At 70.3% G+C, this 21,597-nt stretch carries 20 protein-coding genes; 11 read left to right on the top strand and 9 right to left on the bottom strand.

Features of this window, described 5'->3' with window-relative positions:
- Positions 1 to 58: 58 nt before the first annotated feature.
- The gene (locus KTN05_RS03480) at positions 59 to 2,227 is read right to left on the bottom strand and encodes a glycosyltransferase (protein ID WP_217327983.1); all 2,169 of its coding nucleotides are present in this window, start codon (positions 2,225 to 2,227) and stop codon (positions 59 to 61) included.
- A 162-nt stretch (positions 2,228 to 2,389) separates the two neighbouring features.
- On the opposite strand from KTN05_RS03480, the gene KTN05_RS03485 reads away from it, so the two are divergent.
- From KTN05_RS03485 to KTN05_RS03515, 7 genes are all read left to right on the top strand, one after another.
- Complete coding sequence (locus tag KTN05_RS03485; protein ID WP_217327984.1) at positions 2,390 to 2,881, top strand: hypothetical protein; 492 nt, start codon at positions 2,390 to 2,392, stop codon at positions 2,879 to 2,881.
- Between the two features lie 103 nt (positions 2,882 to 2,984).
- Positions 2,985 to 3,530, top strand: coding sequence for a TagF domain-containing protein (locus KTN05_RS03490; RefSeq protein WP_217327985.1), 546 nt, complete (start codon positions 2,985 to 2,987; stop codon positions 3,528 to 3,530).
- 46 nt (positions 3,531 to 3,576) lie between these two features.
- Positions 3,577 to 4,458 (top strand): DUF4150 domain-containing protein, encoded by an 882-nt coding sequence (locus KTN05_RS03495; RefSeq protein WP_217327986.1) that lies wholly within the window; start codon positions 3,577 to 3,579, stop codon positions 4,456 to 4,458.
- A 12-nt stretch (positions 4,459 to 4,470) separates the two neighbouring features.
- Positions 4,471 to 4,890, top strand: coding sequence for a hypothetical protein (locus tag KTN05_RS03500; protein WP_217327987.1), 420 nt, complete (start codon positions 4,471 to 4,473; stop codon positions 4,888 to 4,890).
- Positions 4,890 to 5,378 carry a hypothetical protein gene (locus KTN05_RS03505; protein WP_217327988.1) on the top strand — a complete coding sequence of 163 codons (489 nt, stop codon included), beginning with the start codon at positions 4,890 to 4,892 and terminating at the stop codon, positions 5,376 to 5,378. The genes KTN05_RS03500 and KTN05_RS03505 overlap by 1 nt, the downstream gene beginning before the upstream one ends.
- A gap of 4 nt (positions 5,379 to 5,382) precedes the next feature.
- Positions 5,383 to 6,474 (top strand): DUF2169 domain-containing protein, encoded by a 1,092-nt coding sequence (locus KTN05_RS03510; protein WP_217327989.1) that lies wholly within the window; start codon positions 5,383 to 5,385, stop codon positions 6,472 to 6,474.
- Positions 6,471 to 7,505: a hypothetical protein gene (locus KTN05_RS03515; protein WP_217327990.1), complete on the top strand. Its 1,035-nt coding sequence runs from the start codon at positions 6,471 to 6,473 to the stop codon at positions 7,503 to 7,505. Before KTN05_RS03510 ends, KTN05_RS03515 begins: the two co-directional genes overlap by 4 nt.
- A 4-nt stretch (positions 7,506 to 7,509) precedes the next feature.
- Here KTN05_RS03515 and KTN05_RS03520 read toward each other — a convergent pair whose 3' ends face one another.
- From KTN05_RS03520 to KTN05_RS03530, 3 genes are all read right to left on the bottom strand, one after another.
- Complete coding sequence (locus tag KTN05_RS03520; protein ID WP_217327991.1) at positions 7,510 to 8,652, bottom strand: hypothetical protein; 1,143 nt, start codon at positions 8,650 to 8,652, stop codon at positions 7,510 to 7,512.
- Between the two features lie 207 nt (positions 8,653 to 8,859).
- Positions 8,860 to 10,386, bottom strand: coding sequence for an aldehyde dehydrogenase (adh, locus tag KTN05_RS03525; protein WP_217327992.1), 1,527 nt, complete (start codon positions 10,384 to 10,386; stop codon positions 8,860 to 8,862).
- A 113-nt stretch (positions 10,387 to 10,499) separates the two neighbouring features.
- Entirely contained in the window at positions 10,500 to 11,471 is a 972-nt protein-coding gene (locus KTN05_RS03530; protein ID WP_217327993.1) for a GAF domain-containing protein, read from the bottom strand.
- Between the two features lie 142 nt (positions 11,472 to 11,613).
- Here KTN05_RS03530 and KTN05_RS03535 point away from each other — a divergent pair, with 142 nt between their 5' ends.
- From KTN05_RS03535 to KTN05_RS03545, 3 genes are read left to right on the top strand one after another with little or no spacing between them, the layout of a single operon-like run.
- Positions 11,614 to 12,702: an MlaE family lipid ABC transporter permease subunit gene (locus KTN05_RS03535; RefSeq protein WP_254367958.1), complete on the top strand. Its 1,089-nt coding sequence runs from the start codon at positions 11,614 to 11,616 to the stop codon at positions 12,700 to 12,702.
- Complete coding sequence (locus tag KTN05_RS03540; protein ID WP_217327995.1) at positions 12,699 to 13,472, top strand: ABC transporter ATP-binding protein; 774 nt, start codon at positions 12,699 to 12,701, stop codon at positions 13,470 to 13,472. The genes KTN05_RS03535 and KTN05_RS03540 overlap by 4 nt, the downstream gene beginning before the upstream one ends.
- Before the next feature lie 3 nt (positions 13,473 to 13,475).
- Complete coding sequence (locus KTN05_RS03545; protein WP_217327996.1) at positions 13,476 to 14,720, top strand: MlaD family protein; 1,245 nt, start codon at positions 13,476 to 13,478, stop codon at positions 14,718 to 14,720.
- Positions 14,721 to 14,796: 76 nt separating this feature from the next.
- Here KTN05_RS03545 and KTN05_RS03550 read toward each other — a convergent pair whose 3' ends face one another.
- From KTN05_RS03550 to KTN05_RS03570, 5 genes are read right to left on the bottom strand one after another with little or no spacing between them, the layout of a single operon-like run.
- Positions 14,797 to 15,759, bottom strand: coding sequence for an ABC transporter substrate-binding protein (locus tag KTN05_RS03550; RefSeq protein ID WP_217327997.1), 963 nt, complete (start codon positions 15,757 to 15,759; stop codon positions 14,797 to 14,799).
- 20 nt (positions 15,760 to 15,779) lie between these two features.
- Positions 15,780 to 16,751, bottom strand: a complete 972-nt coding sequence (locus KTN05_RS03555; RefSeq protein WP_217327998.1) for an ABC transporter permease — start codon at positions 16,749 to 16,751, stop codon at positions 15,780 to 15,782.
- Positions 16,748 to 18,241 (bottom strand): sugar ABC transporter ATP-binding protein, encoded by a 1,494-nt coding sequence (locus tag KTN05_RS03560; protein WP_217327999.1) that lies wholly within the window; start codon positions 18,239 to 18,241, stop codon positions 16,748 to 16,750. Before KTN05_RS03560 ends, KTN05_RS03555 begins: the two co-directional genes overlap by 4 nt.
- Positions 18,238 to 19,338 carry a Gfo/Idh/MocA family protein gene (locus tag KTN05_RS03565; RefSeq protein WP_254367959.1) on the bottom strand — a complete coding sequence of 367 codons (1,101 nt, stop codon included), beginning with the start codon at positions 19,336 to 19,338 and terminating at the stop codon, positions 18,238 to 18,240. The genes KTN05_RS03560 and KTN05_RS03565 overlap by 4 nt, the downstream gene beginning before the upstream one ends.
- Positions 19,335 to 20,390, bottom strand: a complete 1,056-nt coding sequence (locus tag KTN05_RS03570) for a sugar phosphate isomerase/epimerase (RefSeq protein ID WP_217328000.1) — start codon at positions 20,388 to 20,390, stop codon at positions 19,335 to 19,337. Before KTN05_RS03570 ends, KTN05_RS03565 begins: the two co-directional genes overlap by 4 nt.
- A gap of 114 nt (positions 20,391 to 20,504) precedes the next feature.
- Here KTN05_RS03570 and KTN05_RS03575 point away from each other — a divergent pair, with 114 nt between their 5' ends.
- Entirely contained in the window at positions 20,505 to 21,539 is a 1,035-nt protein-coding gene (locus KTN05_RS03575; protein ID WP_217328001.1) for a LacI family DNA-binding transcriptional regulator, read from the top strand.
- The last annotated feature ends 58 nt before the right edge of the window (positions 21,540 to 21,597 follow it).

The following is a 21,597-nucleotide window of genomic DNA, read 5'->3' on the forward strand; positions in this document are numbered from 1 at the left end:
CAGCAGGTCATGCGACGATCCCGATTATCCGCCCGGCGCGGTGTTCTGGCAAGGATTTCTACAGCGGGTCGCGCAGGCGCAGCATCCGCCCGAGATATCCGAGAAGCCGCGCCGCTTCGGCCGCGCCGTCGCCCATTTCTAGGCGGGCCATGCGGCCGCGCATCGCCTCGCGCGTGGCCGGGTCCAGCATCCGGTCGATGACGCGCGGGGCGAGGATCGCGTCCGACGCCCGCAGCAACTCGCCGCAGCCGGTGCTTCGCGCAAAGCGGGCGCGCTGGATCTGCAGGTCCATTTCGGGCGCTTCGTTCGGCACGAAGATGGTGGGGACGCGGTGCAGCATCGCCTCGTGGAAGCTGTTGTATCCTGCGGCCGTCACCATCAGGTCGAAGGCCGCGCTGTAGCGGGCGGCGGGGTAAAGCGTCAGCCGACGCGGCCCTTCGGGCGGTGCAGGGCTGTCCGTGGCGGTGATCTCGACCAGTTCGACATCGGGCAGCCGCAGCAGGTGATCCAGAATGGCCCGCCGTATTCCGGTGATGTCGAAGTTGCCGGCAGACCCCAGCATCAGCCCGACCGCCGTCGATGCGTCCTGCAGCCCGAGGGCGGCCCGTGCCTCGTCCCGCGTCATCCGGCGGTCCGGGGGCGTGGCGACGATCGGCGCCACGGTGACTGCGCCGGCCCGCACCTCGCGTCCCACCCGGTCGATCCGATGGGCGAGTTCGCCCGGCTCGATCACCAGATCGAACAGGGGCGCACGTTGCCGAACCGCCGGCAGCTCCACCCCCCACATCGCGCGGCGCACCCAGGCGCGGGGCAGGCCGCGCCGCTGGTCCAGCGCCGAAACCAGGCCGTCATACGGCAGGTTGCCGTCGAACACGACGAGGTCCGGTCCCACGAGGTCGAGGAAATCGCCCAGTTCCTCGGTCAGCGCGCGGTTCCACGCGCCGATATCCGCGCCGGTGCTGGCGTGAAAGGGGACGTATTGCGTCAGGTGGCCCGCCTCGACCGCAAGCCGGTAGCCGCGACTGAGGGTGAAGAACGCCGTCTCCGACCCGGCCGGCAGGTTCCGCGCCAGCGCCATCAGCCGCGTGAGGTGGCCCAGCCCCACGCCGTTGGACGTGACCATGACACTGCGCAGGGGCGGCAGCGGCCTTGCCGCGCGGAAGGGGGCGCCGCGCCAGCCGGGAACGAGCCGCTCCAGCCGCGGCAGAAACAGATCGGCCGAGAAACGCGCCTCGGCCTCGGCGCGTGCCTGGGCGACATGGGCGTCACGGGTGGCAGGATCGGCCTCCATCCCGCGGATCAGGTCCTGCATGTTCGAGGGCTCGGCATAAAGCGCGGCGGTCCCGAAGGTCGCCCGGAACACCGGAGGCAGGATCACCGGCACGCCGACGGCGATGGCTTCGAGAATGCCATAGCCGAACGCCTCGACCCATTCCTCGCCATGGACGTAAACGTAGTAGTCGAGCGTTTCCAGAAAGCGCGGGACGGGCTCGGCATCGAAGGCCAGCAGCTCCCAGTTAGCGGGCTTGCGACCATAGCGCCGGGCAAGATCGTCCGGTGCGCCGAGCATCCTGACGGACACATCCGGAGCCTCGGGATAGGCCAGCAGAGCCTGCGCCAGATCGTCGGGGAACTTCAGCGGCGAGGGGCGCGAGTGTCGCCCGATGGTGATCCGCCCGTGCCGCTGGCGCAGAGCGCGGCGCGGCCATTCGTCGAAGTCGATCAGGTTCGTCCAGTCCTCGGCCAGCACCCCGCCCTCGGGCCACCCCATCCGGCGCAGCTGGTCGCGCACGACAGGTCCGACGGGGGCGAGCGTCATATCGGCGCCGAACACGTCGCGCAGGTTCGCCGCGCACCCCTCGAGGTCATAGGCGGGCCGCCCGAACCCGTCGAGCGGCGGATGGTGCAGGACCAGCACGACCCGGTCCGGCCTCAGACCCAGCGCCTCAGCCGGCAGGTGCCGGAAGATCGCGGGATGGTGGACGATCGCCAGCCGCGTCCGCGCCGCCTGCCGCGCATCGACGAGGCTCAGCGTGCCTGCGTCCACCAGTTCCGCGATGGCGGGCGGAAGTTGGGCGGCCCGGCCGAGTTCGCTGCCCAGCACCGGGCAGAACCCCACCTGCGCCCCGACCTTGTGCAGCGCCCGCGCCTCGGCGCAGAAGGCGCGGGTCGTTCCGCCCGGATAGCGCGGATCGGCGAACACGACTATTTCCGGGCCTGCCCGCATCTGCTATCCTGAATGGCATCCGAGGACCAATTGCGGTTAACGGAGGGCAGGGTGTCAAGGATTTCGGATTTCTGGTCCGGCCTCGTCCCGCAGCGCGGATCACCCCCGCGCAGGCCCGAGGACAACCCGCTTGCGCAGCGATCTTCCGACGACACGAGGCCGGTGGTCCTGACGACCCTGCTGATGGCCGGCGAGTCCGCGCGGTCGCGTGTCCTCACGCTCGCGCGCAGGCACCGGCGCCTGCGGATGGTCGTCGTCACCGATGCTGATCGGGTGGCGGCGTTCCTCGGCGAAGGCTGCGTGGTCGAGCATATGCCCGGCTCCACCCAGGTGGCGCGCCACGCCGTGCGCGGCGACTGGGATACCTATCTGCGCCGCCGCTGGCAGATCATCCTGACCAAATGGGAGCCGGCCCTCGTCCGCGAGGAAGGGGCCGCGCTGACCGACTATCTCCGCGCTTGCCATGTTTCGGAAACAGCCACAGTGGAGCGAAGCGATGGGTCATCACTTCCGGCGCCTCAGGGACGGCCTTTCGCTGGCCGGTCTTTCCATCCTCTCGGCCTGCGGAATGCACACGCCGCCGCAGACCCCGGTTTACCCGCGGACCGTGACACCCGCCCCGCAGACGCCAGCCGTCGCGGCGGCGCCTGCTAGCGCCCCGCGCGCCACGGCCCCCAGGCGGACCCAATACTAGCAGCCGCGCATGGACGCAGACGCCCATGCGCGCGATCCGGCCTCCCGTCATGGCGGAGGCGGGATGAGCGCGGGGGGCAGCGTCATGGGCTTCGTCGGCCCCCTTGGCCGCCAGCGCGGGTTGGTGGATCGGGGTCTCGGGGCTGACACGCTGACCCGCTGGGACCGGTGGTTCGAGATCGTCTGGCGCAACCAGCCGCAAGGAACCCTGCACCCCCACCGCCCAGCGTGGCGGATCATGGCCCGAGCCGGGCTGTTCGGGGCCGCCCCGCTCGCCGGGTGCTTCCGTCTCGGACAGGATCTCGAGGGGCGGGTCCGGCCCTTCGCGCTGCTGCGCCTCGGTCCGGTGCCCGATCCGGCCGATCCTTGGTATGACGCGGCCGAGGCGCTGGTGCAGTCCGCTACACGTGGCGCGGCAGGGCCGCGCGAGCTTGCCGCGGCGATGGATCGCCTGCCTTCGCCGCAGCGCCCTGCGCCGGCCCTTGAAGATGCCGCTGTCCTCTGGCGCGACGACTGGGAGGTTCGCGTCTTTCACTGCGCCACCATCGCCGAACTGACGGCGTTCCCGGCGGCGGAACTCGCCGGCGCAGCCGCGGTGGAGGAAGCGTGATGAGCGGCGTTCCGTTCCCGCCCCGCGCCCGCCGGAAGACGCTGCGATGAGCTGCACCGTCTTCGCCACGACGATGGGGTTCTTTTCGCAGAACAGCGGCGGGCAGGGGGTGGCGCCGCTGGATACCTGCCTGACCGCGCCCACGCCACCGGCGGGGCCGGTCCCGGTGCCCTATGTCAACGTCACCTTCGCCAAGGACCTCGACACGGGAAGCGTCACCGTCAAGGCCGACAAGGGCATCGTCTCGATCGGCAGCAAGGGCAAGACCAGCAAGAGCACGGGCGACGAGCCGGGGAACATCATGACCAAGGGCGTTGCCTCGCTGACCAACACGGGCGGGGCCAAGTTCCAGACATGGTCGTTCACGGTCCTCATCGAAGGCGATGGCGTGAACTGCATGGGCGACATGATGATCCAGAACACCGACACGAGCGGGACGCTGATGAACTGCCTCGATCCGGCGGCCATCGTGCAGTTCGCGGCGGCGCTTGCCCAGCTGGATATGCTCAAGCCGTGCCCGAAGCCTTACAGCAAGGCCTGCCGCCCCGACCGCGACCCCTCGCCCGAGCAGACCAAGGAGGTCGATGGCAAGCCCTGCTGGGAATGCGAGAAGCTGCCCGACCGTCAGGGCAAGCCGCCGCTCTGGAACACGATGTTCGACGAGAACGGCAAGATCGTCGAGAAGACCGACCGCGACAAGCAGGTTCGCCAGAGGGACAAGCCCGGTTCCAAGGAAGCGATGACCCACGATCACCAGCCGCCGCTGGCCGTCGCCTGGGACATGGGCGGGTGCCATCTGAAAGCCAGCCCCGACAAGTTCAAGGAACTGTTCGAGAAGAAGGAGATGGTCAAGCCGCACTGCCGGGCGCATTACATGGCGCAGGGACGGGCGATCCGGGGCGCCGCCAACCGCCTGACGCCGGCCTGAGGGGAAGCGGCCATGGACGAGGAACTCGAACAGGTCCGCGGCGTCTATATCGCCGAGCTTCGCGCGCTCGCCCCGCGGCTCGGCGCGTGGTGGGAGGCAGGCGTCGCCCGCGACGGCGAGGATGCGTTCGGACGGCGCTGGCCGACCGGCCTTGCGGGGCACCCGTCCGTCCTCGCCGCGTTCCGCCGCGCCTATCTGGCCATCGAGCGGCTGAACGACGAGCGGGCCGAGGACTGGTCCCCCCAACTCCCCGATCCGCTGTCGGAAGACCCTTGGGGCAGCGATGCGGCGGACGAAAAGGGCCGTCCCTTCATCCGTCACGTCGAGGCGCTGGTGGACGATCTCGAGGAGCTTGCGCCGGACGTGTTCGACCTCGTCTCGGGGCTCGTCTTCGTGCCCATCGGCCTGGATGACGCGGAGGCGGTCGTCTGATGGCCGCGCTCACCACTTATTTCCGCCATGACGAGGGCCGGCAGAGGCTGCTTGAACAGCCGCATGACATCATGCCGCGCGACCCGGCAGGGCGGGGCCGCCGGCTTGCCGGGGCGGGGCAGCGCGCGCGCCGGATTTTCGGCTATTACCGCGCCGACCTGCGGACCGCGTTCGACATCGCCGCTCCCTGGTGGGAAGCGACCATCGCCGCGCAGGAAAGTCTGGGCCTGTCCCGCGCCGATGCCGTGCGCGCGTCGTTCGAAAAGCGCGCCGCCGGTGCCGCCTCGCACCCCAAGCTGGTGTGGATCGTGCGCAGCTACTGGCTGAAATGCGGCGCCCTGACCGAAGGCCCCGCCGAGGATTTGGTCTATCCCGAGGAATTCCTGCTCCTCTGGTTGGAGGAGGCGGGCGAGGATGAACTCGTCCGGTTGATCTGCTGCATGCCCTACTGGCCCATCGGCCTCGACGCGCAGGGCAACTGGTGCTGAGCCGATGGGCATCGACACCCATATCGAGAACCGCACCCCCTTCGATCTGAAGCTGCATGTGCAGATGGACGCCGACGGGCAGGAAGTGACGGTGCTCATGCTGTCGGCAAGCTTCACCGCCGACCCCAGCGGGCGGCTGTCGGTGGCGGAAGCGCAACTGCCGGTGACTTACGCCGACATTCCCCGCGGCGATCCCGCGCGGTCATCGCTGTGCCATGATGCCGATATCGCGCCGCGCAAGCCCGTGCCCGAGGTGATCCTGAACGCGAGCGCCTACGCGCCGCAGGGACGCCCCGCGGGCCGGGTCGATGTCGGCCTGCAACTGGGCGGCGTCCGCAAGATGCTGGCCGTCACCGGGGACCGCCTGCGGGCCGCCGGGGGCCTCAGCGATCCGCAGCCCTTCGTCACCATGCCGCTGATCTGGGAACGGGCCTTTGGCGGGACCGCCGGGCAGGGGGCCGTGGTCGAGCAGCGCAATCCGGTCGGGGTGGGGCTCGCCGGCAGCCGCTCCGCCGACGCGGCGGTGCTGACCGAAGTGCCGAACATCACCCGTCCGGCCGAGATCGCGACCCGCCCCGACCAGCGCCCCGAGCCGGTGGGCTTCGGCGTCGTGGCGCGGGGCTGGCGGCCGCGCCTCGACTTCGCGGGAACCCATGACGACGGCTGGCTTGCCAACCAGTGGCCGCTGCCGCCGCGTGATCTGGACCCCCGCCACCATCAGGCGGCGCCCGCTGACCAGCAATCGCCCAGCATCCGCCCCGGCGCGGTGGCCGTTCTGGTCAACATGACCCCCGAAGGCCGGTGGGAGTTCCGGCTGCCCCGCCTGACGGCACCCTTGCGGCTGCTGCACGACGATCGCGCCGAGGAGGCGGGCTTCGCGCCCGATACCGTGGTGATCGAACCCGACCTGCGCCGGATCACGCTCAAGGCCCGCATGGCCTTCGTGACGGACCTGCGCGCCCCCCGGCTGCGCGAGATCCTCTATGGCCATGTCTCGCCCGTGCTGCTGAGCGCGCGGCTGAAGCGCAAGGGCTATCTCGATCCGCTCGGCGGCGACGGCACCCGCCGCCTTCAGCCCGTCTGGGAGGAGGCGTGAGGGTCTCGCTCGACATCGCCGGGGCGGGGGCCGTCACCGCCGCCGGGCTCACCGCGCCGCAGACCTGCGCGGCGCACCGGGCCAGCCTGAACGGCTTTCGGCTGATGGTCCTGCCCGATCCGCTGGGTGCCGAGATCACGGTTGCGCGCGTTCACGGTCACTGGAGCCTTCGGAGCAGTCCCGCGGACTGGCTGGTCAACCTCGGCGTCCGCGCCCTGCGCGAGGCCATGGCGGGGGCGGGGCAGGCGGCCGCGCCGGGCCTCGCCCTGTTCCTCGTCCCGCCGGAATCGGCGCGCGGGCATCCGGCGCTTCAGGAACTGCCGCCCGAACGCATGCTCGGCCGGATCGCGCAGGCGGCGGGGATCGGCATCAACCCGGCATCCCGCGTGCTGGACGGGGGCGCTGCCGCGGCGCTGGGCGCGCTGGCCTTTGCCGCGCGCGCGCTGGAACAGGGACACGCGGCCGAGGTCGTCCTGCTGGCCGTGGACAGCCTGCTGGGGGCGGCTGATCTTGCCGCGCTGCGGGCCGCGCGGCGGCTGCTGGGGCCCGACAACGCGCAGGGTCTTATCCCCGGCGAGGGCGCGGTCGCCATCCGCCTGACCCCGCGCGGGCAGGGCGGTGCTGGGGCGCCGTCGGTCCTGGGGGTGGCGACCACGCGAGAGCCCGACACCGTGGCCGGATCGCGCTTCAGCCAGGGCCGCGCGCTGCTCACCGCACTGCGGGGCGCGACGGGGGACGGGGCGCTGGAGCCTCGGGTGGAGTGGGTGCTGACCAACGTGAACGGCGAGCGATATGCCCAGTGGGAATGGAGCCTTGCCCAGGCGCGGTTCTTCCGCTCCGCCCGGACGCGTCTGCCGGTCGTGCATCCGGCCATGGCGGTGGGCGAGATCGGCGCGGCGGGGGGCGCGCTGGGGCTGCTGATCGCGCGCGACGCTTTCCTGCGCGGCCATGCGCCGGGCCGGGTCGTCCTGTGCGCCGCCGGCTCGGATGGCGGCCTGCGCTCGGCCGCGCTCGTGGTGGGGGCCGGCTGATCCGTCAGACCCAGGCGGGGCCGGGTTGCCGATGCCGCCACGGCGCGAGCGGCCGCGCCGGGGCCGCCATGCCCGCGCGCAGGCTCGCCAGCATCCGCGCGCGTTGCGACACGAACGGGGGGGCGCCGGCGTCGGGGCCGGGCCAGTCCGCGATGCGGTCGGCGACGGGAAGGGGCAGGGTGTCCAGACCGGCGAAGCCCGGCCCGAGGCTGGCTGCGTCGTCGGTGAAAAGCGCGCTCGCCCTGATGTCGTTCGCGAACAGATCGCGGAAGGCGCAGCCGGCTGCATGGGCGGTTTCGGGCGAGCGCATCCGCTCGATCAGCCACGGCAGGATCGAGGCGTCGCCCGGAACTCCGGCGCGGGACAGGGCGAGGATCTGCGTCCCGGGTCGGCCGAGCAGCGTCGTCAGCTCACCAGCCGCCCTTGGACCGAGGGCGACGAGCGCCAGATCGAGGGCGAACCCCGCCTGCCGGTCATCCGGCCGCTGGCGCACGAACCGGAGCAGGGCGGCGAGCGCGTCTGCGTCAATCATCCGGGTTCCCGCCCATGCGGGCCAGAGGTGATCGCCTTCCTCCTCCAGCGCCGCGCGCAATCTCGGCAGCATGTCCGTCCGGCCGAGGTTTCCCGCCAGCCGGGCGGCGGCGCTTCGGGTGGCCGGGTCGGGATCGTCCAGCAGCGCCGCGAGCCCCTTTCCCGGATCGACCCGGTGATGGGAAAGCGCGGCCACGCCGAGCCTGCGACGGCGGGGATCGTCCGAGGCGAGCCAGCGGCGCACCGGCCCGGAAACTTTGAGGGGAAGGCTCCAGCCGGTCGCGCTGGACAGACCCCGCGCGCCCGCCGGTCCGCTGTCCAGTGCCATTCCGGCGGCCTGCTCGACTTCCGTGGCATCACCGGTTTCGAGCGCCAGTGCGGTCAGGACGAACCACTCGCCGGTCCCGCCCTGCGCTTGGGCCCCCTCGCGCGCGATCTCGCGGCCCTTGGGCCCCGCGGCCACGAGGCCGTCGATATTCGCGGCCAGCCGCTGATCGCGCCGCCCCACATCCTCGGCGCTGAAAAGCGGTCCGTCGATCTCGGCCATGCGCTGCGTCCACAGGAACGCCGCGTCCTGCGCGTGCTGGCGAACCAGGGCTGGAATGGAGGCGATCATCGCGGCGGCCGGACCCGTTGTCCTTCGGCCAGAATGCCCGAGAAGCCGCGTTCCGGCAATGATCTCCCGCCGCAGACGAGGCTCTCGATAGTGCTGCTGGACCGCGCCGAAGCGGGCAGCGGTCTGTCTGCATGCGACCAATCGTGGCGCAAGCCGTATCTGAAATGCCCGCCGCGTGGTCGCGGCGGGCATCGTCTCACGCGCCCCTCAGAAGAAGCCCAGCTTCGAGGCCGAGTAGCTCACCAGCATGTTCTTGGTCTGCTGATAGTGGTCCAGCATCATCTTGTGCGTCTCGCGCCCGATGCCCGACTGCTTGTAGCCGCCGAAGGCCGAATGGGCCGGATAGGCGTGGTAGTTGTTCACCCACACGCGCCCGGCCTTGATGCCGCGCCCCATGCGATAGCAGGTGTTCGCGTCGCGGCTCCACACCCCCGCGCCGAGGCCGTAGAGCGTGTCGTTGGCGATCTCCAGCGCCTCGGCCTCGTCCTTGAAGGTCGTGACCGACACCACCGGGCCGAAGATTTCCTCCTGGAAGACCCGCATCTTGTTGTGGCCGGCGAAGATCGTCGGCTGGATGTAGTAGCCGGAGGACAGCTCGCCCCCGAGGTCGGCCACGTCGCCGCCGGTCAGGATCTCGGCGCCCTCGTCCCGGCCGATGTCGAAATAGGACCGGATCTTGTCGTGCTGCTCCTTGCTGGCCTGCGCGCCGATCATGGTATCGGACTCGCGCGGGTCGCCCTGCTTGATCGCCTCGACCCGTTTCACGGCCTTTTCCATGAACCGGTCGTAGATCGATTCCTGCACCAGCACGCGCGACGGGCAGGTGCAGACCTCGCCCTGGTTCAGCGCGAACATGGCGAAGCCTTCCAGCGCCTTGTCGAGGAAATCGTCATCCTCGCGCGCGACATCGGCGAAGAAGACGTTGGGCGACTTGCCGCCCAGTTCCAGCGTCACCGGGATCAGGTTCTCGGCCGCGTATTGCATGATGAGCCGGCCGGTCGAGGTTTCGCCGGTGAAGGCGATCTTGGCGATCCGCTTCGACGAGGCCAGCGGCTTGCCCGCTTCCAGCCCGAAGCCGTTGACGATGTTCAGCACCCCGTCGGGCAGCAGGTCGCCGATGGTGTCGATCCAGACCATGATCGAGGCCGGCGTCTGTTCGGCCGGCTTCAGCACCACGCAGTTGCCTGCCGCCAGCGCCGGGGCCAGCTTCCAGCAGGCCATCAGCAGCGGGAAGTTCCACGGGATGATCTGGCCGACGACGCCCAGCGGCTCGTGGAAGTGATAGGCGACCGTGTTGTCGTCGATCTGGCTGAGGCTGCCTTCCTGCGAGCGCAGCACGCCCGCGAAATAGCGGAAATGGTCGATGGCCAGCGGCACGTCGGCGGCCATCGTCTCGCGGATCGGCTTGCCGTTGTCCCAGGTCTCGGCGGTGGCGAGCAGTTGCAGGTTCGCCTCCATCCGGTCGGCGATCTTCAGCAGGATGTTCGACCGCTCCTGCGCGCTGGTGCGGCCCCAGGCGTCGGCGGCGGCATGGGCGGCGTCCAGCGCCAGGTCGATGTCGGATTCGTCCGAGCGGGCGATCTCGCTCATCTTCGCGCCGGTGATCGGGGTGGTGTTGTCGAAATAGCGCCCGGCCTTCGGCGCGACCCATTTGCCGCCGATGTAGTTGTCGTAGCGCCCGGTGAAGGGCATGGCGCTGACGCCCTTGAAATCATGCGTCTGGTCGTTGGGCATGGTGTCTCCTCCCAGAGAAATGGCCCGGCTCCTCGGTTCCGGGCGGGACGATGGTGCCGGGGCGGGCGGCCTCGGGTCAACCGCCGGGCGCGATATCGCCCCCGACGACTGTCTCAATTCCGGGACGCAGCCTGCGCGGGCGAGATCCCCAGCCGGGCCATGCGGCGATAGAGCGTGGCGCGGCCGATGCCGAGCGCGCGGGCGGCGGCGGTGACGTTCCCCTCGGCGCGGGCGAGGGCGCGGATGACGGCGGCCCGCTCGGCCCGGTCGAAGCCGCCGGGCTCCGCGTCGCGCCCCTGCGCCTCGGCCAGAAGGTCGGACAGCGGCCGCGGCTTCAGCGCGCCGGTCCGGGGCAGGCCGAGCATCCGGCGGGCCGCGCGGGTCGCGCCGATGGCGAGGTCGTCGCGGTCCACGGCGACCAGCGCCTCGACCCCGTCGCCCGCCATGACGATGCGGGCGCCGGGGAAGGCGGCGCGGAACCAGGCGGCCTCGATGGCGCGGGCGGACTGGCCGACCATCGCCGCGATCAGGGCGTTCATCGCCTCGGTCGCGTCGGCGCGGGCGCTGGAGACGTCGAGCGCCGCGATGATCTGCCCGTCGGGGCCGTGGATCGGCGCGTCGATGCAGCTCATGCCCGTGTTGGCCGACAGGAAATGCTGGTCGCGGTGGATGATGACCCCGCGCCCTTCGGCAAGACAGGTGCCGACGCCGTTGGTGCCCTGCGCGGCCTCGGACCAGTCGGCGCCGGGCGCGAGCGCCCAACCGTCGAAGACCCCTGCATCAGCCGCCGAGGCGCGGCGGTCCAGCAGGATGCCGTCCGCATCCGTCAGCAGGACCGCGCAGCCCGAGCCGCTGACAAGGCGGTAAAGCTCGTCCACCGGTTTTGCGGCGACGGTCAGGAAATGCCCCATCGCCTCGCGCCGCGCGGCGAGTTCCGGCCCGGTCAGGCGGCAGTCGCGGACCCCTGCGGCGGGATCGAGCCCGTGCCGCAGCGCCGAGCGCCGCCAGCTTGCCGTCAGCGGCGACAGGTCGTTGGACGCGTGGGTCCGCTCGATCACGCGGTCGGCGTGATGGCGTGTCTCCATGATTCGGCCTCTCCCTGCGTCCGACTATAGGGGCGGGGCGGGGGTGCGTGTCATGCAAAATGTCCTCGGGGCGCCCCCGTCCGGTCAGGGTCCGGGGCTTTGACACGCGGGCGCAACGGTTTAAGAGATGCGGGGCACAGGAATGGACAGGACCTTGCCCGGCGCCCAGCCCCCCGCATCTGATGAAAGCGTCGCGATTGCCGGGGATCTCACGATCCGGCAGTTGGGCGCGCTGCCGGACCGGGCGCGGCAGGCGCGGCGGCTGGATCTGTCGCGGCTCGGGCGGCTGGACACCGCCGGGGCGTGGTTCCTCGCAGGGCGTGAAGGCGATGGCGTCCGGCTCGAGGCTGTCTCGCCCGAGCACCGGGGGCTGATCGACCTCGTCGCTGCGCGGGTGCCCGAGCCGAAGGCCCCCCCGCCCGAACCGCCCGGCATCATCCGGCTGCTCTCCGCGCTCGGGCTCTGGACGGTGAAGATCCTGCGGCAGTCGCGCGAGCTTCTGGGCTATCTGGGGCGCTTCCTTGTCGCGCTTGGACGCAGCCTGCGGCACCCGTCCAGCTTTCCGCTGACCGCGCTGGTCCACCACGCGCAGGAAACCGGCATGAAGGCGGTGCCGATCGCCGCGCTGATGGCGTTCCTGATCGCGGTGGTGATCGCCTTTCAGGGCGCGACGCTGCTGACCCAGTTCGGGGCGGAAATCTATGTCGTGGACCTGATCGCCATTTCCATCCTGCGCGAACTCGGCGTCCTGCTGACGGCGATCATCGTCGCGGGACGCACGGCCTCGGCGCTGACCGCCTCGATCGGGTCGATGAAGATGCGCGAGGAGATCGACGCCATGCGCACGCTCGGCATCGACCCGGAGCGGGCGCTGTTCGTGCCGCGCATCCTCGCGCTTGTGATCACGCTGCCGATCCTCACGCTGATCGCCGATCTTTCCGGGATCATCGGCGGGGCGGCGATGGCGTGGATCACGCTGGGCATCTCGCCCCCGCTGTTCCTGAGCCGGATGATCGAGGAGACCGGCATCTGGCACGCCTTCGTCGGACTGGTGAAGGCGCCGGTCTTCGCCGTCATCATCGGCGTCATCGGCTGCCATGCGGGGATGAGCGTCGGCAAGGACGCCGAGTCGCTGGGGCGCATGACCTCGGAAGCCGTGGTGCAGGCGATCTTCATGGTGATCCTGACCGACGCGCTGTTCTCGATCTTCTTCGCGCAGGTGGGGATATGACGGACAACGTCATCGAGGTGCGCGGGCTGGTCACGCGCTTCGGATCGAACGTCATCCATGACGGCTTGGATCTGGACCTGCGCCGGGGCGAGATCCTGGGCGTCGTCGGCGGGTCCGGCACCGGCAAGTCGGTGCTGCTGCGCACCATCGTCGGGCTGATCCGCCCGGCCGAGGGTCACATCCGGGTGCTGGGCGTCGATGTCGGCGATGCGGGCGAGGCCGAACGCCGCGCACTGGAGCAGCGATGGGGCGTCATGTTTCAGGATGGCGCGCTGTTCTCCGCCCTGACGGTGCGCGAGAACGTGCAGGTGCCGATGCGCGCACTGCGGCTGGATCAGGCGGTGATGGACGGCCTCGCCGACCTCAAGATCGCCATGTCTGGCCTGCCCTGGGACGCGGGCGACAAGTATCCGGCGGAACTGTCGGGCGGGATGCGCAAGCGGGCCGGCATCGCCCGCGCCCTCGCGCTGGACCCCGAGATCGTCTTCCTGGACGAGCCCACCGCCGGGCTGGACCCGATCGGCGCCGATGCGTTCGACCGGCTGATCGTGGAACTGCGCGACGCGCTCGGCCTGTCGGTCTTTCTCGTCACGCATGATCTGGATACGCTCAACGCCTGCTGCGACCGGGTCGCGGTGCTGGCGGAAAAGCACGTGCTCGCCACCGGCACCATCGAGGAACTGACCCGGTTGGATCACCCCTGGGTGCATGATTATTTCAACGGACCGCGCGCCCATGCCGCGATGGCCGCAGACCGCAGGCAAGGATAGCGAATGGAAACGCGGGCCAATTACGTTCTCGTCGGCGTCTTCACGGTGGCCGGTTTCCTCGGGATCCTCGGCTTCCTGCTGTGGTTCGCCGATTACCGGGTGGACCGGACCTTCGCCTATTACGACGTGTATTTCGCGGAAGTCTCGGGCGTCGGGATCGGCGCCGATGTGCGTTTCGCGGGGCTCAAGGTCGGGCAGGTGGTGGACATGCGGATCGCCCCCGAACAGGGCGGCGTGCGGGTCAGGTTGGAGGTTTCGGCGGGCACCCCGGTCAAGACCGACTCCACCGCGTCGATCGAGCCGCAGGGCGTGACGGGCCTGTCCTTCGTCGGCATCACGGCGGGTAGCCCCGCGGCCGAGCTGCTTCTGGACGCGGATGGCGGGATTCCGGTGATCCGCCCCGGCCAGTCGGTCCTTCAGACGCTCGGCGCGCAGGGGCCGGAGATCATCGAGAACCTGAACACCGTCACCGTTCAGTTGACCGAGCTATTGGGCAACGAGAACCAGCAGCGGGTGCACCGGATACTGGAAAACCTCGAACGCTCATCGTCAAATCTGGACCAGATGATGGCGGATGTGTCCACGGCCACCCAGACCATCGCGGACGTGGCCGGGCAGGTGGCGGAGTTCGGCGGCAGCGTCGAGGGGCTGTCGCAGGCCGCGCAGATGACGCTTGCCAATGCCGATGTGACTTTGGACAAGTTCACCGAGACGGCGACGCGCGCCGACGAGGCGCTGCAATCGGGCACGGCGGCGCTGGACGAGTTCCGGGGCTATATCTCAGGCGGGCTGGTCGAAGCGACCGCCTCGATCGGCGAGACCGCCGAAAGGGTGACGGTGCTGGCGGACCGCGCGGGCGGGACGCTCGACGGCGTGGACCGGGCGATCGAGACGGGGCAGCGCGCGCTGACCGCCGCCGAAAGCGCGTTTCAGGGCGCCGACCGGGCGATCAACGAGGAGCTCGGGCCGGTCGTCACCGACCTGCGCGATGCGTTGCAGGGCGTGACCGATGTTGCGGCCGGGCTGCGGACCGATCTTCCGGCGATCATGGCGCGGATCGAAGCCGCCGCGGAATCCGGCCGCGTCGCCTTCGCCCAGCTTGCCGCGCTGGCAAGCGAGACCCGCGCGCCGGTGGCCCAGTTCGCCTCATCGGGCCTCGTCGATATCTCCCGCGCGGCCCGCGCGGTGTCCGAGGCGGCCCGGTCCATCGATCAGGCGGTGACGGTGCTGCAACGGCGGTTGAGATAACCCGCCCGGATCGGACAACCCCCGCGGAAAAGAAGAAAGGCGCCGCGGCGGGCGCCTTTCCAGAGCGTGAAGTTCCTCAGAACGGGCTGTCGGGGAAGTAGAACTGCTCGGCGTTTTCCGGCGTGATCAGCTGGCTGCCGATGATGTAGCGGCCGGCCATCGGCGCGTTCGACACGAAGTTCAGCGCGGTCATCTCGATGGCCGAGGAAATCAGTGCCGGCGGGTAGGTCACGTTCACCGGAAGCTGCGGATCGCCGTCCATGATGCGCTTGACGATATCCTTCATGCCCGCGCCGCCGACGACGATCATCTGATCCTCGCGGCCCGCCTGGGCGATGGCTTCCAGCACGCCCACGGCCATGTCGTCGTCGGCCGCCCAGACGGCGTCGATCTCGGGGTATTTGGCCAGATAGTCCTGCATCACGTTGAAGGCGTCGTCGCGGTTCCAGTTGCCGTGCTGCATGTCGAGGATTTCCTTGTCGGACCCCTCCAGCGCGGCCTGAAACGCCTCGACCCGCTCGTTGTCCAGCGTCGTGGGAATGCCGCGCAGCACGACGATCTTGGCGTCCGCATCGAGGTTGTCGCGGAAATACTCGCCCGCCACCCGGCCGAAGGCGGTGTTGTCGCCGGCGACATACAGATCCTCGATCCCTTCCTCGGACAGGCCCCGGTCAACGACGGTGACGAACTTGCCGGCAGCCTTCACCTGCTTGACCGGATCGGTCAGCGGCTCGGATTCGAAGGGCAGCACGACCAGCCCGTCAATGTTGCGGGTCGCCATCATGTCCTCGATGTCGGACACCTGCTTGGCGGCATCGCCCGCCGTCGCCAGCACAAACTCGACATTGGGATAGACCCCGCCCAGCCGCTCGATGGTGTCCTGCGCATGCCAGTTCAGCCCGCCCATGAAGCCGTGGGTGGCGGACGGGATCGACACGCCGATCACGACCGGCTCGGCGTCCTGCGCGAAGGCCGCGCCCGAGGCGAGCGACAGCGCGGCGGCCGCCAGCGGCAGTTTCAGCAGATTGCGACGTTTCATGTTTCTTTCTTCCTCCCCGATCACCGCTCGTCGGCGGTGCGTTTCTCTCGCTGCAAGACGACAGCGAGCACGATGATGACGCCCTGTATCGCCCCGTTCAGGTAAGGGCTGACCAGGTCCGTCAGATTCAGGATGTTGTCGATGAGGCTGAGGATCAGCACGCCGACCACGGTGCCCCAGACCCGTCCCCGGCCGCCCTTCAGCGCGGTGCCGCCGATGATGACGGCGGCGATCGCCTCCAGTTCCCACAGGACGCCGGTGGAGCCGGAGGCGCTGCCGAGGCGCGGGACGTAGAGGATCGTCGCCAGCCCGACCAGCGCGCCCAGCAGGGCATAGGTCAGCAGCCGCACGCGTTCGACATCCACCGCCGAATAGCGGGCCACGCGGTCGTTCGAGCCGATCGCCTCGACATGGCGGCCGAAGCGGGTGTGGCGCATGGTCCATTCGCCGATGACCGCGACGATGGCGAAGACGATGATCGGCCAGGTGATCCAGCCGATGCCGCCGAAATAGACCGGCCGGTACAGCGCGCGCAGGCCGGAATCGAGGCTCAGCGTCCCCCCATCGGCGAGCCACGTCACGAGGCTGCGGAAGATCCCCATCGTGCCCAGCGTGACGATGAACGGCTCGATCCGGGCCTTCGTCACCAGCGCGCCGTTGACGGCGCCCGCCAGCAGCCCGCCCACCAGCGCGACCCCCATGCCCAGAAGGACCGTGCCCCAGTTGACGCCGGTGATCGGCGCCAGCGCGTTCATCGCCATGATGGCGATCCCGGCAAGGAAGGCGGCCATCGAGCCGACCGACAGGTCCAGTCCGCCCTGGGTGATGACGAAGGTCATGCCGACCGCGATCAGCCCGATGAAGGCCGAGCGGGCAAGCACGTTCGACAGGTTCGCCGGCGCGAGGAAGGCCGGGTTCAGCAGCGCGCCGAGGATGAACAGCCCGACCAGCGCGATCAGCGGGCCGAGAAGATGCAGGTCGATGCGCTTCATGCGGACTCCACTTCTGCGCCCAGCCCCATCGCAAGGCGGACGATCGCTTCCTCGGTGATGGCCTCGCCCGCGACCTCGCCGGCGATGCGGCCCTGCCGCATGACGAGGATGCGGTCCGACAGCCCCATCACCTCGGGAAGTTCGGACGAGATCACGACGACCCCCTTGCCCGCGCGGGCGAGTTCCCGGACGAACCGGTAGATCTGCTGCTTGGTGCCCACGTCGATGCCGCGCGTCGGCTCGTCGATCAGCACGATCTCGGGTTCGGGCAGCATGGTCTTGGCGAGCAGCAGCTTCTGCTGGTTGCCGCCCGACAGCGCCCCCGCCGGCATGGCGGGCGAGGCGGCGCGGATGTCGAAATCGCGCGTCGCCTGCGCCATCAGCCGCGACTCATTCGCGCGGTCGATGCGGAAGCCGAGGCGGTCCAGCGCGGACAACGTCAGGTTCTCGGCCAGCGGCTTGTCGAGCAGCAGCCCGGCCTCTTTCCGGTCCTCGGTCAGATAGGCGATGCCGTGGGCGGCAGCGTCCTGCGGGGTGCGGATGGGGGTCTCGCGCCCACGGGCGCTGATCCGGCCCGTGGCGGGACGCAGCCCGGCGATCGCCTCGGCCAGTTCGGTGCGGCCCGATCCGACCAGTCCGGCGATGCCCAGCACCTCGCCGCGCCTGAGGGTCAGGGCGGCGTCATGGACGATGCCGGGAACCGACAACGCCTCGACCCGCAGCAGTTCCTCGGCGGTGGCGGTGTCCTTGGGCGGGAAGATGTCGCTGAGCTCGCGCCCGACCATCGCGGTGGCCATCCCGTCCTCGGTCAGCTCACCGCGCAGCGCCCGGCGCACGACCGCGCCGTCGCGCAGCACCGTGACGCGGTCGGCCAGCCGCGCGACCTCGTCCAGCCGGTGCGAGCAGAACAGCAGCGCGACGCCCTCGGCCCGCAGCCGGTCCACCTGCGCATAAAGCGCCTCGACCTCGCGGTGGGTCAGCGCGGCGGACGGCTCGTCCATGATGAGGACGCGGGCGCGCCGGGACAGCGCCTTGGCGATCTCGACCATCTGCCGGTCGGGCACCGACAGGTCGCGGATCAGCGCATCGGGCCGGATTGCGGTGTCGAGGCGCGCCAGCAACTCGCCCGCCGCCGCCCGCATTGCCGCATGGTCAAGCCGCAGGCCGCGCGTCAACTCGCGGCCGAGAAAGATGTTGCCCGCTACGGTCAGGTCGGGGACGAGGTTGAATTCCTGATGGATCACGACGATCCCCGCCGCCTCGGCGTCGGGCCCGCTGCGGAAAGCGGCGGGGCGGCCGTCCAGCAGCACCTGCCCGCCGGTCGGGGCCAGATAGCCGCCGAGGATCTTCATGATCGTCGATTTGCCGGCGCCGTTCTCGCCGATCAGGGCGTGAACCTCGCCCGCGTTCAGGGCCAGATCGACGCCGTGCAGCACCTCGACCGGGCCGAAGCTTTTCGTCACCGCGTCCAGCGCCAACACCGCCGTCATGGGCGCACCGGGGTCCATGCGCCGCCGCGGACGGATGAGTCCTGCGCCGCCGCGATGAAGGCCATGCCGGACAGCCCCTCCGCCAGCCCCGGCAGGCGCGACAGCGGCGCTTCATCGCCCCGGATCACGGCGGCGATGTCGGTGTAGAGATTGGCGAACCCCTCCAGATACCCCTCGGGGTGGCCGGGCGGGGTGCGGAACGAGGCCGAACGATCCTGCGCCCGCGTCAGGATTCGCGGTGGCTGGCCTTTCGGGGTGAAGAGCAGCCGCTCGGCGTCCTCCAGCCGCCATTCCAGCGCGCCGTCGGTGCCGAACAGGCGCAGCGACAGCCCGTTTTCGCACCCCATGGCGACCTGGCTGGCCCAGATCCCGCCCCGCGCGCCCGAGGTATAGCGCAGCGCGGCGCGCACATCATCATCCACCCGCCGGCCCGCGACCATGCTGGACAGATCCGCCGAAATCGCGGTCGGCGTCTGGCCGGTCACGAAAGCGGCAAGCTGCCACGCATGGGTGCCGATATCGCCGATGGCCCCCGCGCCCGCCTGCGCCGGATCGGTGCGCCAGTCGGCCTGCTTGCTACGCACGTCCTCGGCCAGCCAGCCTTGCAGATATTCCGCCTGCACCAGCCGCAGATCGCCGATACCGCCCTCGGCCACGATGGCGCGGGCCTCGCGGATCATCGGCAGGGCGCAGTAATTGTGGGTGAGGAAGAACCGCGCCGAACTGCGCGCGGCGGCGTCGGCGATCTGCCGCGCCTGCTCCTGCGTCGCGGCCAGCGGCTTGTCGCAGATGACGTGGATGCCCGCGTCGAGGAAGGCGACCGCCACCGGCGCGTGCAGGTGGTTCGGGGTGACGATGGACACCGCGCGGATGCCGTCCGGGCGCTCGGCCTCGGCCTGCGCCATCTGCCGGAAATCGCCGTAGCTGCGCTCCAGCCCCAACGCCTGCGCAGAGGCCGCTGCCCGCTCCGCGTCCGAGGACAGCGCACCGGCGACCAGCCGGAACTGCCCGTCCATCCTTGCGGCGATGCGGTGGACGGCGCCGATGAAGGCGCCCTCGCCGCCGCCGACCATGCCGAGAGGGATGGGGGCGCTCATGCCAGCCCCAGCGCGCGGCGGTTGGCCGCCGCGTCGGCCCCTTGCGCGGCGAAGTCGTCGAAGGCGTGCGGGGTCGTGCGGATGATGTGGCGGCGGACGAACTCGGCCCCCTCGCGCGCGCCGTCCTCGGGGTGCTTCAGGGCGCATTCCCATTCGACCACCGCCCAGCCGGAAAAGTCGTACTGCGCCAGTTTGGAGAATACCTGCGCAAAATCCACCTGCCCGTCGCCGAGGCTGCGGAAGCGGCCCGCGCGGTCCACCCAGGGCTGATAGCCACCATAGACGCCCTGCCGCCCGGTCGGCCGGAACTCGGCATCCTTGACGTGGAACATGCGGATGCGGTCGTGGTAGATGTCGATATTCGCCAGATAATCAAGCTGTTGGAGCAGGTAGTGCGAGGGATCGTAGAGCATGTTCGCGCGCGGATGCTGGTCCACGCGGTCGAGGAACATCTCGAACGTCACGCCGTCATGCAGATCCTCGCCGGGGTGGATCTCGTAGCAGACATCGACGCCGTTCTCCTCGGCCAGATCCAGCAGGGGCCGCCAGCGGGCGGCGAGCGTGTCGAAGGCGGTCTCCACCAGCCCCGGCGCGCGCTGCGGCCACGGGTAGAGATAGGGCCAGGCCAGCGCGCCCGAGAACGTCGCCATCGCGTCAAGCCCCAGCAGGCGGCTGGCGCGGATCGTCCTGGCGACCTGATCGACCGCCCATTCCTGCCGCGCCTTCGGTTTGCCGCGAACCGCCGCCGGGGCAAAGGCGTCAAACGCCGCGTCATAAGCGGGATGCACGGCGACCAGCTGGCCTTGCAGATGCGCGGAAAGCTCGGTCACGGAGATGCCGTTCTGCGCGGCGATGCCGAGGAACTCGTCACGGTAGGTCTGCGAATCCACCGCCCGGTCCAGATCGAACAGCCGCCTGTCGCCCGAGGGCACCTGCACGCCCTCATAGCCCAGCGAGGCCGCCCAGGCCGTGATCGCGTTCCAGTCGTCGAACGGCGCGGAGTCCGAGGCGAACTGCGCGAGGAACAGGCCGGGGCCCTTGATGGTCTTCATGCGTGTCCTCTCCCTTCCGGCAGGACAACCGATCCTGCAATCGTTTGCAATACGGAAAATTGCGGAAGCAGTCGGTGGTTGCGCACGGCCCGGCGGCGGGATTAGCGTCGCGCGATGACCGGCGACGCACCCCCCGATCCGCTGACCGAAGCGCCCGCCGTCCCGGCGCGGCTGGCCGATGTGGCCCGTCACGCGGGGGTGTCGGTGGCGACGGTCAGCCGCGTGTTGTCGCGGCCCGAGATGGTGTCAGCCGCCACCCGCGATCTGGTGGGTGCGGCCATTGCGGCGACCGGCTACCGCGTCAACCTCGCCGCCCGCAACCTGCGCAAGCAGCGCACCGGGGCCGTGGTGGCGCTGGTGCCCAATCTCGGCAACCCGTTCTTCGCGAAAATCCTCGCCGGGATGGGGGCCGAACTCGGCGCGGCGGGCTATGACCTGCTGGTCGGCGACACGATGGAGGAGGGGGGGCGGCACCGGGCGCTGGCCCGTTTCCTCGACCCCTCGCGCGCGGACGGGATCATCCTGCTGGACGGGCAGGTGACGGCGGCCGACTTGGCGGCGCTGCCGGGCGCGCCGCCGGTCATCATGGCTTGCGAATGGATCGAGGGGGCGGACCTGCCGCGCGTGGTGCTGGACAATGCCCGCGGCACCGAACTTGCGGTGCGCCACCTGACCGGGCTGGGCCACCGCCGCATCGGCTGGATCGGCGGCCCCGAGGACAACGTGCTGCACCGCGCCCGCCTGGACGGGATCGCCCGCGCGCTCGGCGGGCTGCCGCCCGGCTATGCCGGAGATTTCTCGCTGGCGGCGGGGGCGGCGGCGGCGCGGCGTTGGCTGGCCGAGCCCGCCGCCGCCCGCCCGACCGGCATCGTGGCCTTCAGCGACGAGATGGCGGCGGGTTTCATGGGCGAGCTGGCCCGCGCCGGGGTGGCGGTCCCGGCCGGGGTCTCGATCGTGGGTTTCGACGGCATCGACTGGGCCGCCCATCTGCCCACCCCGCTGACCACCATCCACCAACCCAAGCGCGAGCTTGGACGCCGCGCGGCCCGGTTCCTCGTGGACCGCATCGCCGGCCGGCCGATCCCAAAACTGACGGTGCTGGAGCCTGAACTGGTCGTGCGGGGCTCGACGGGTCCGGCAGCGGGGTAGGGCGTAGCGCGCTCCGGTTCCTCGCGGATCGCATCGGGCGGCAAGCCGATCCCGGAAC

This window comes from Paracoccus sp. Z118 (assembly GCF_019061185.1).
GTDB lineage: Bacteria > Pseudomonadota > Alphaproteobacteria > Rhodobacterales > Rhodobacteraceae > Paracoccus.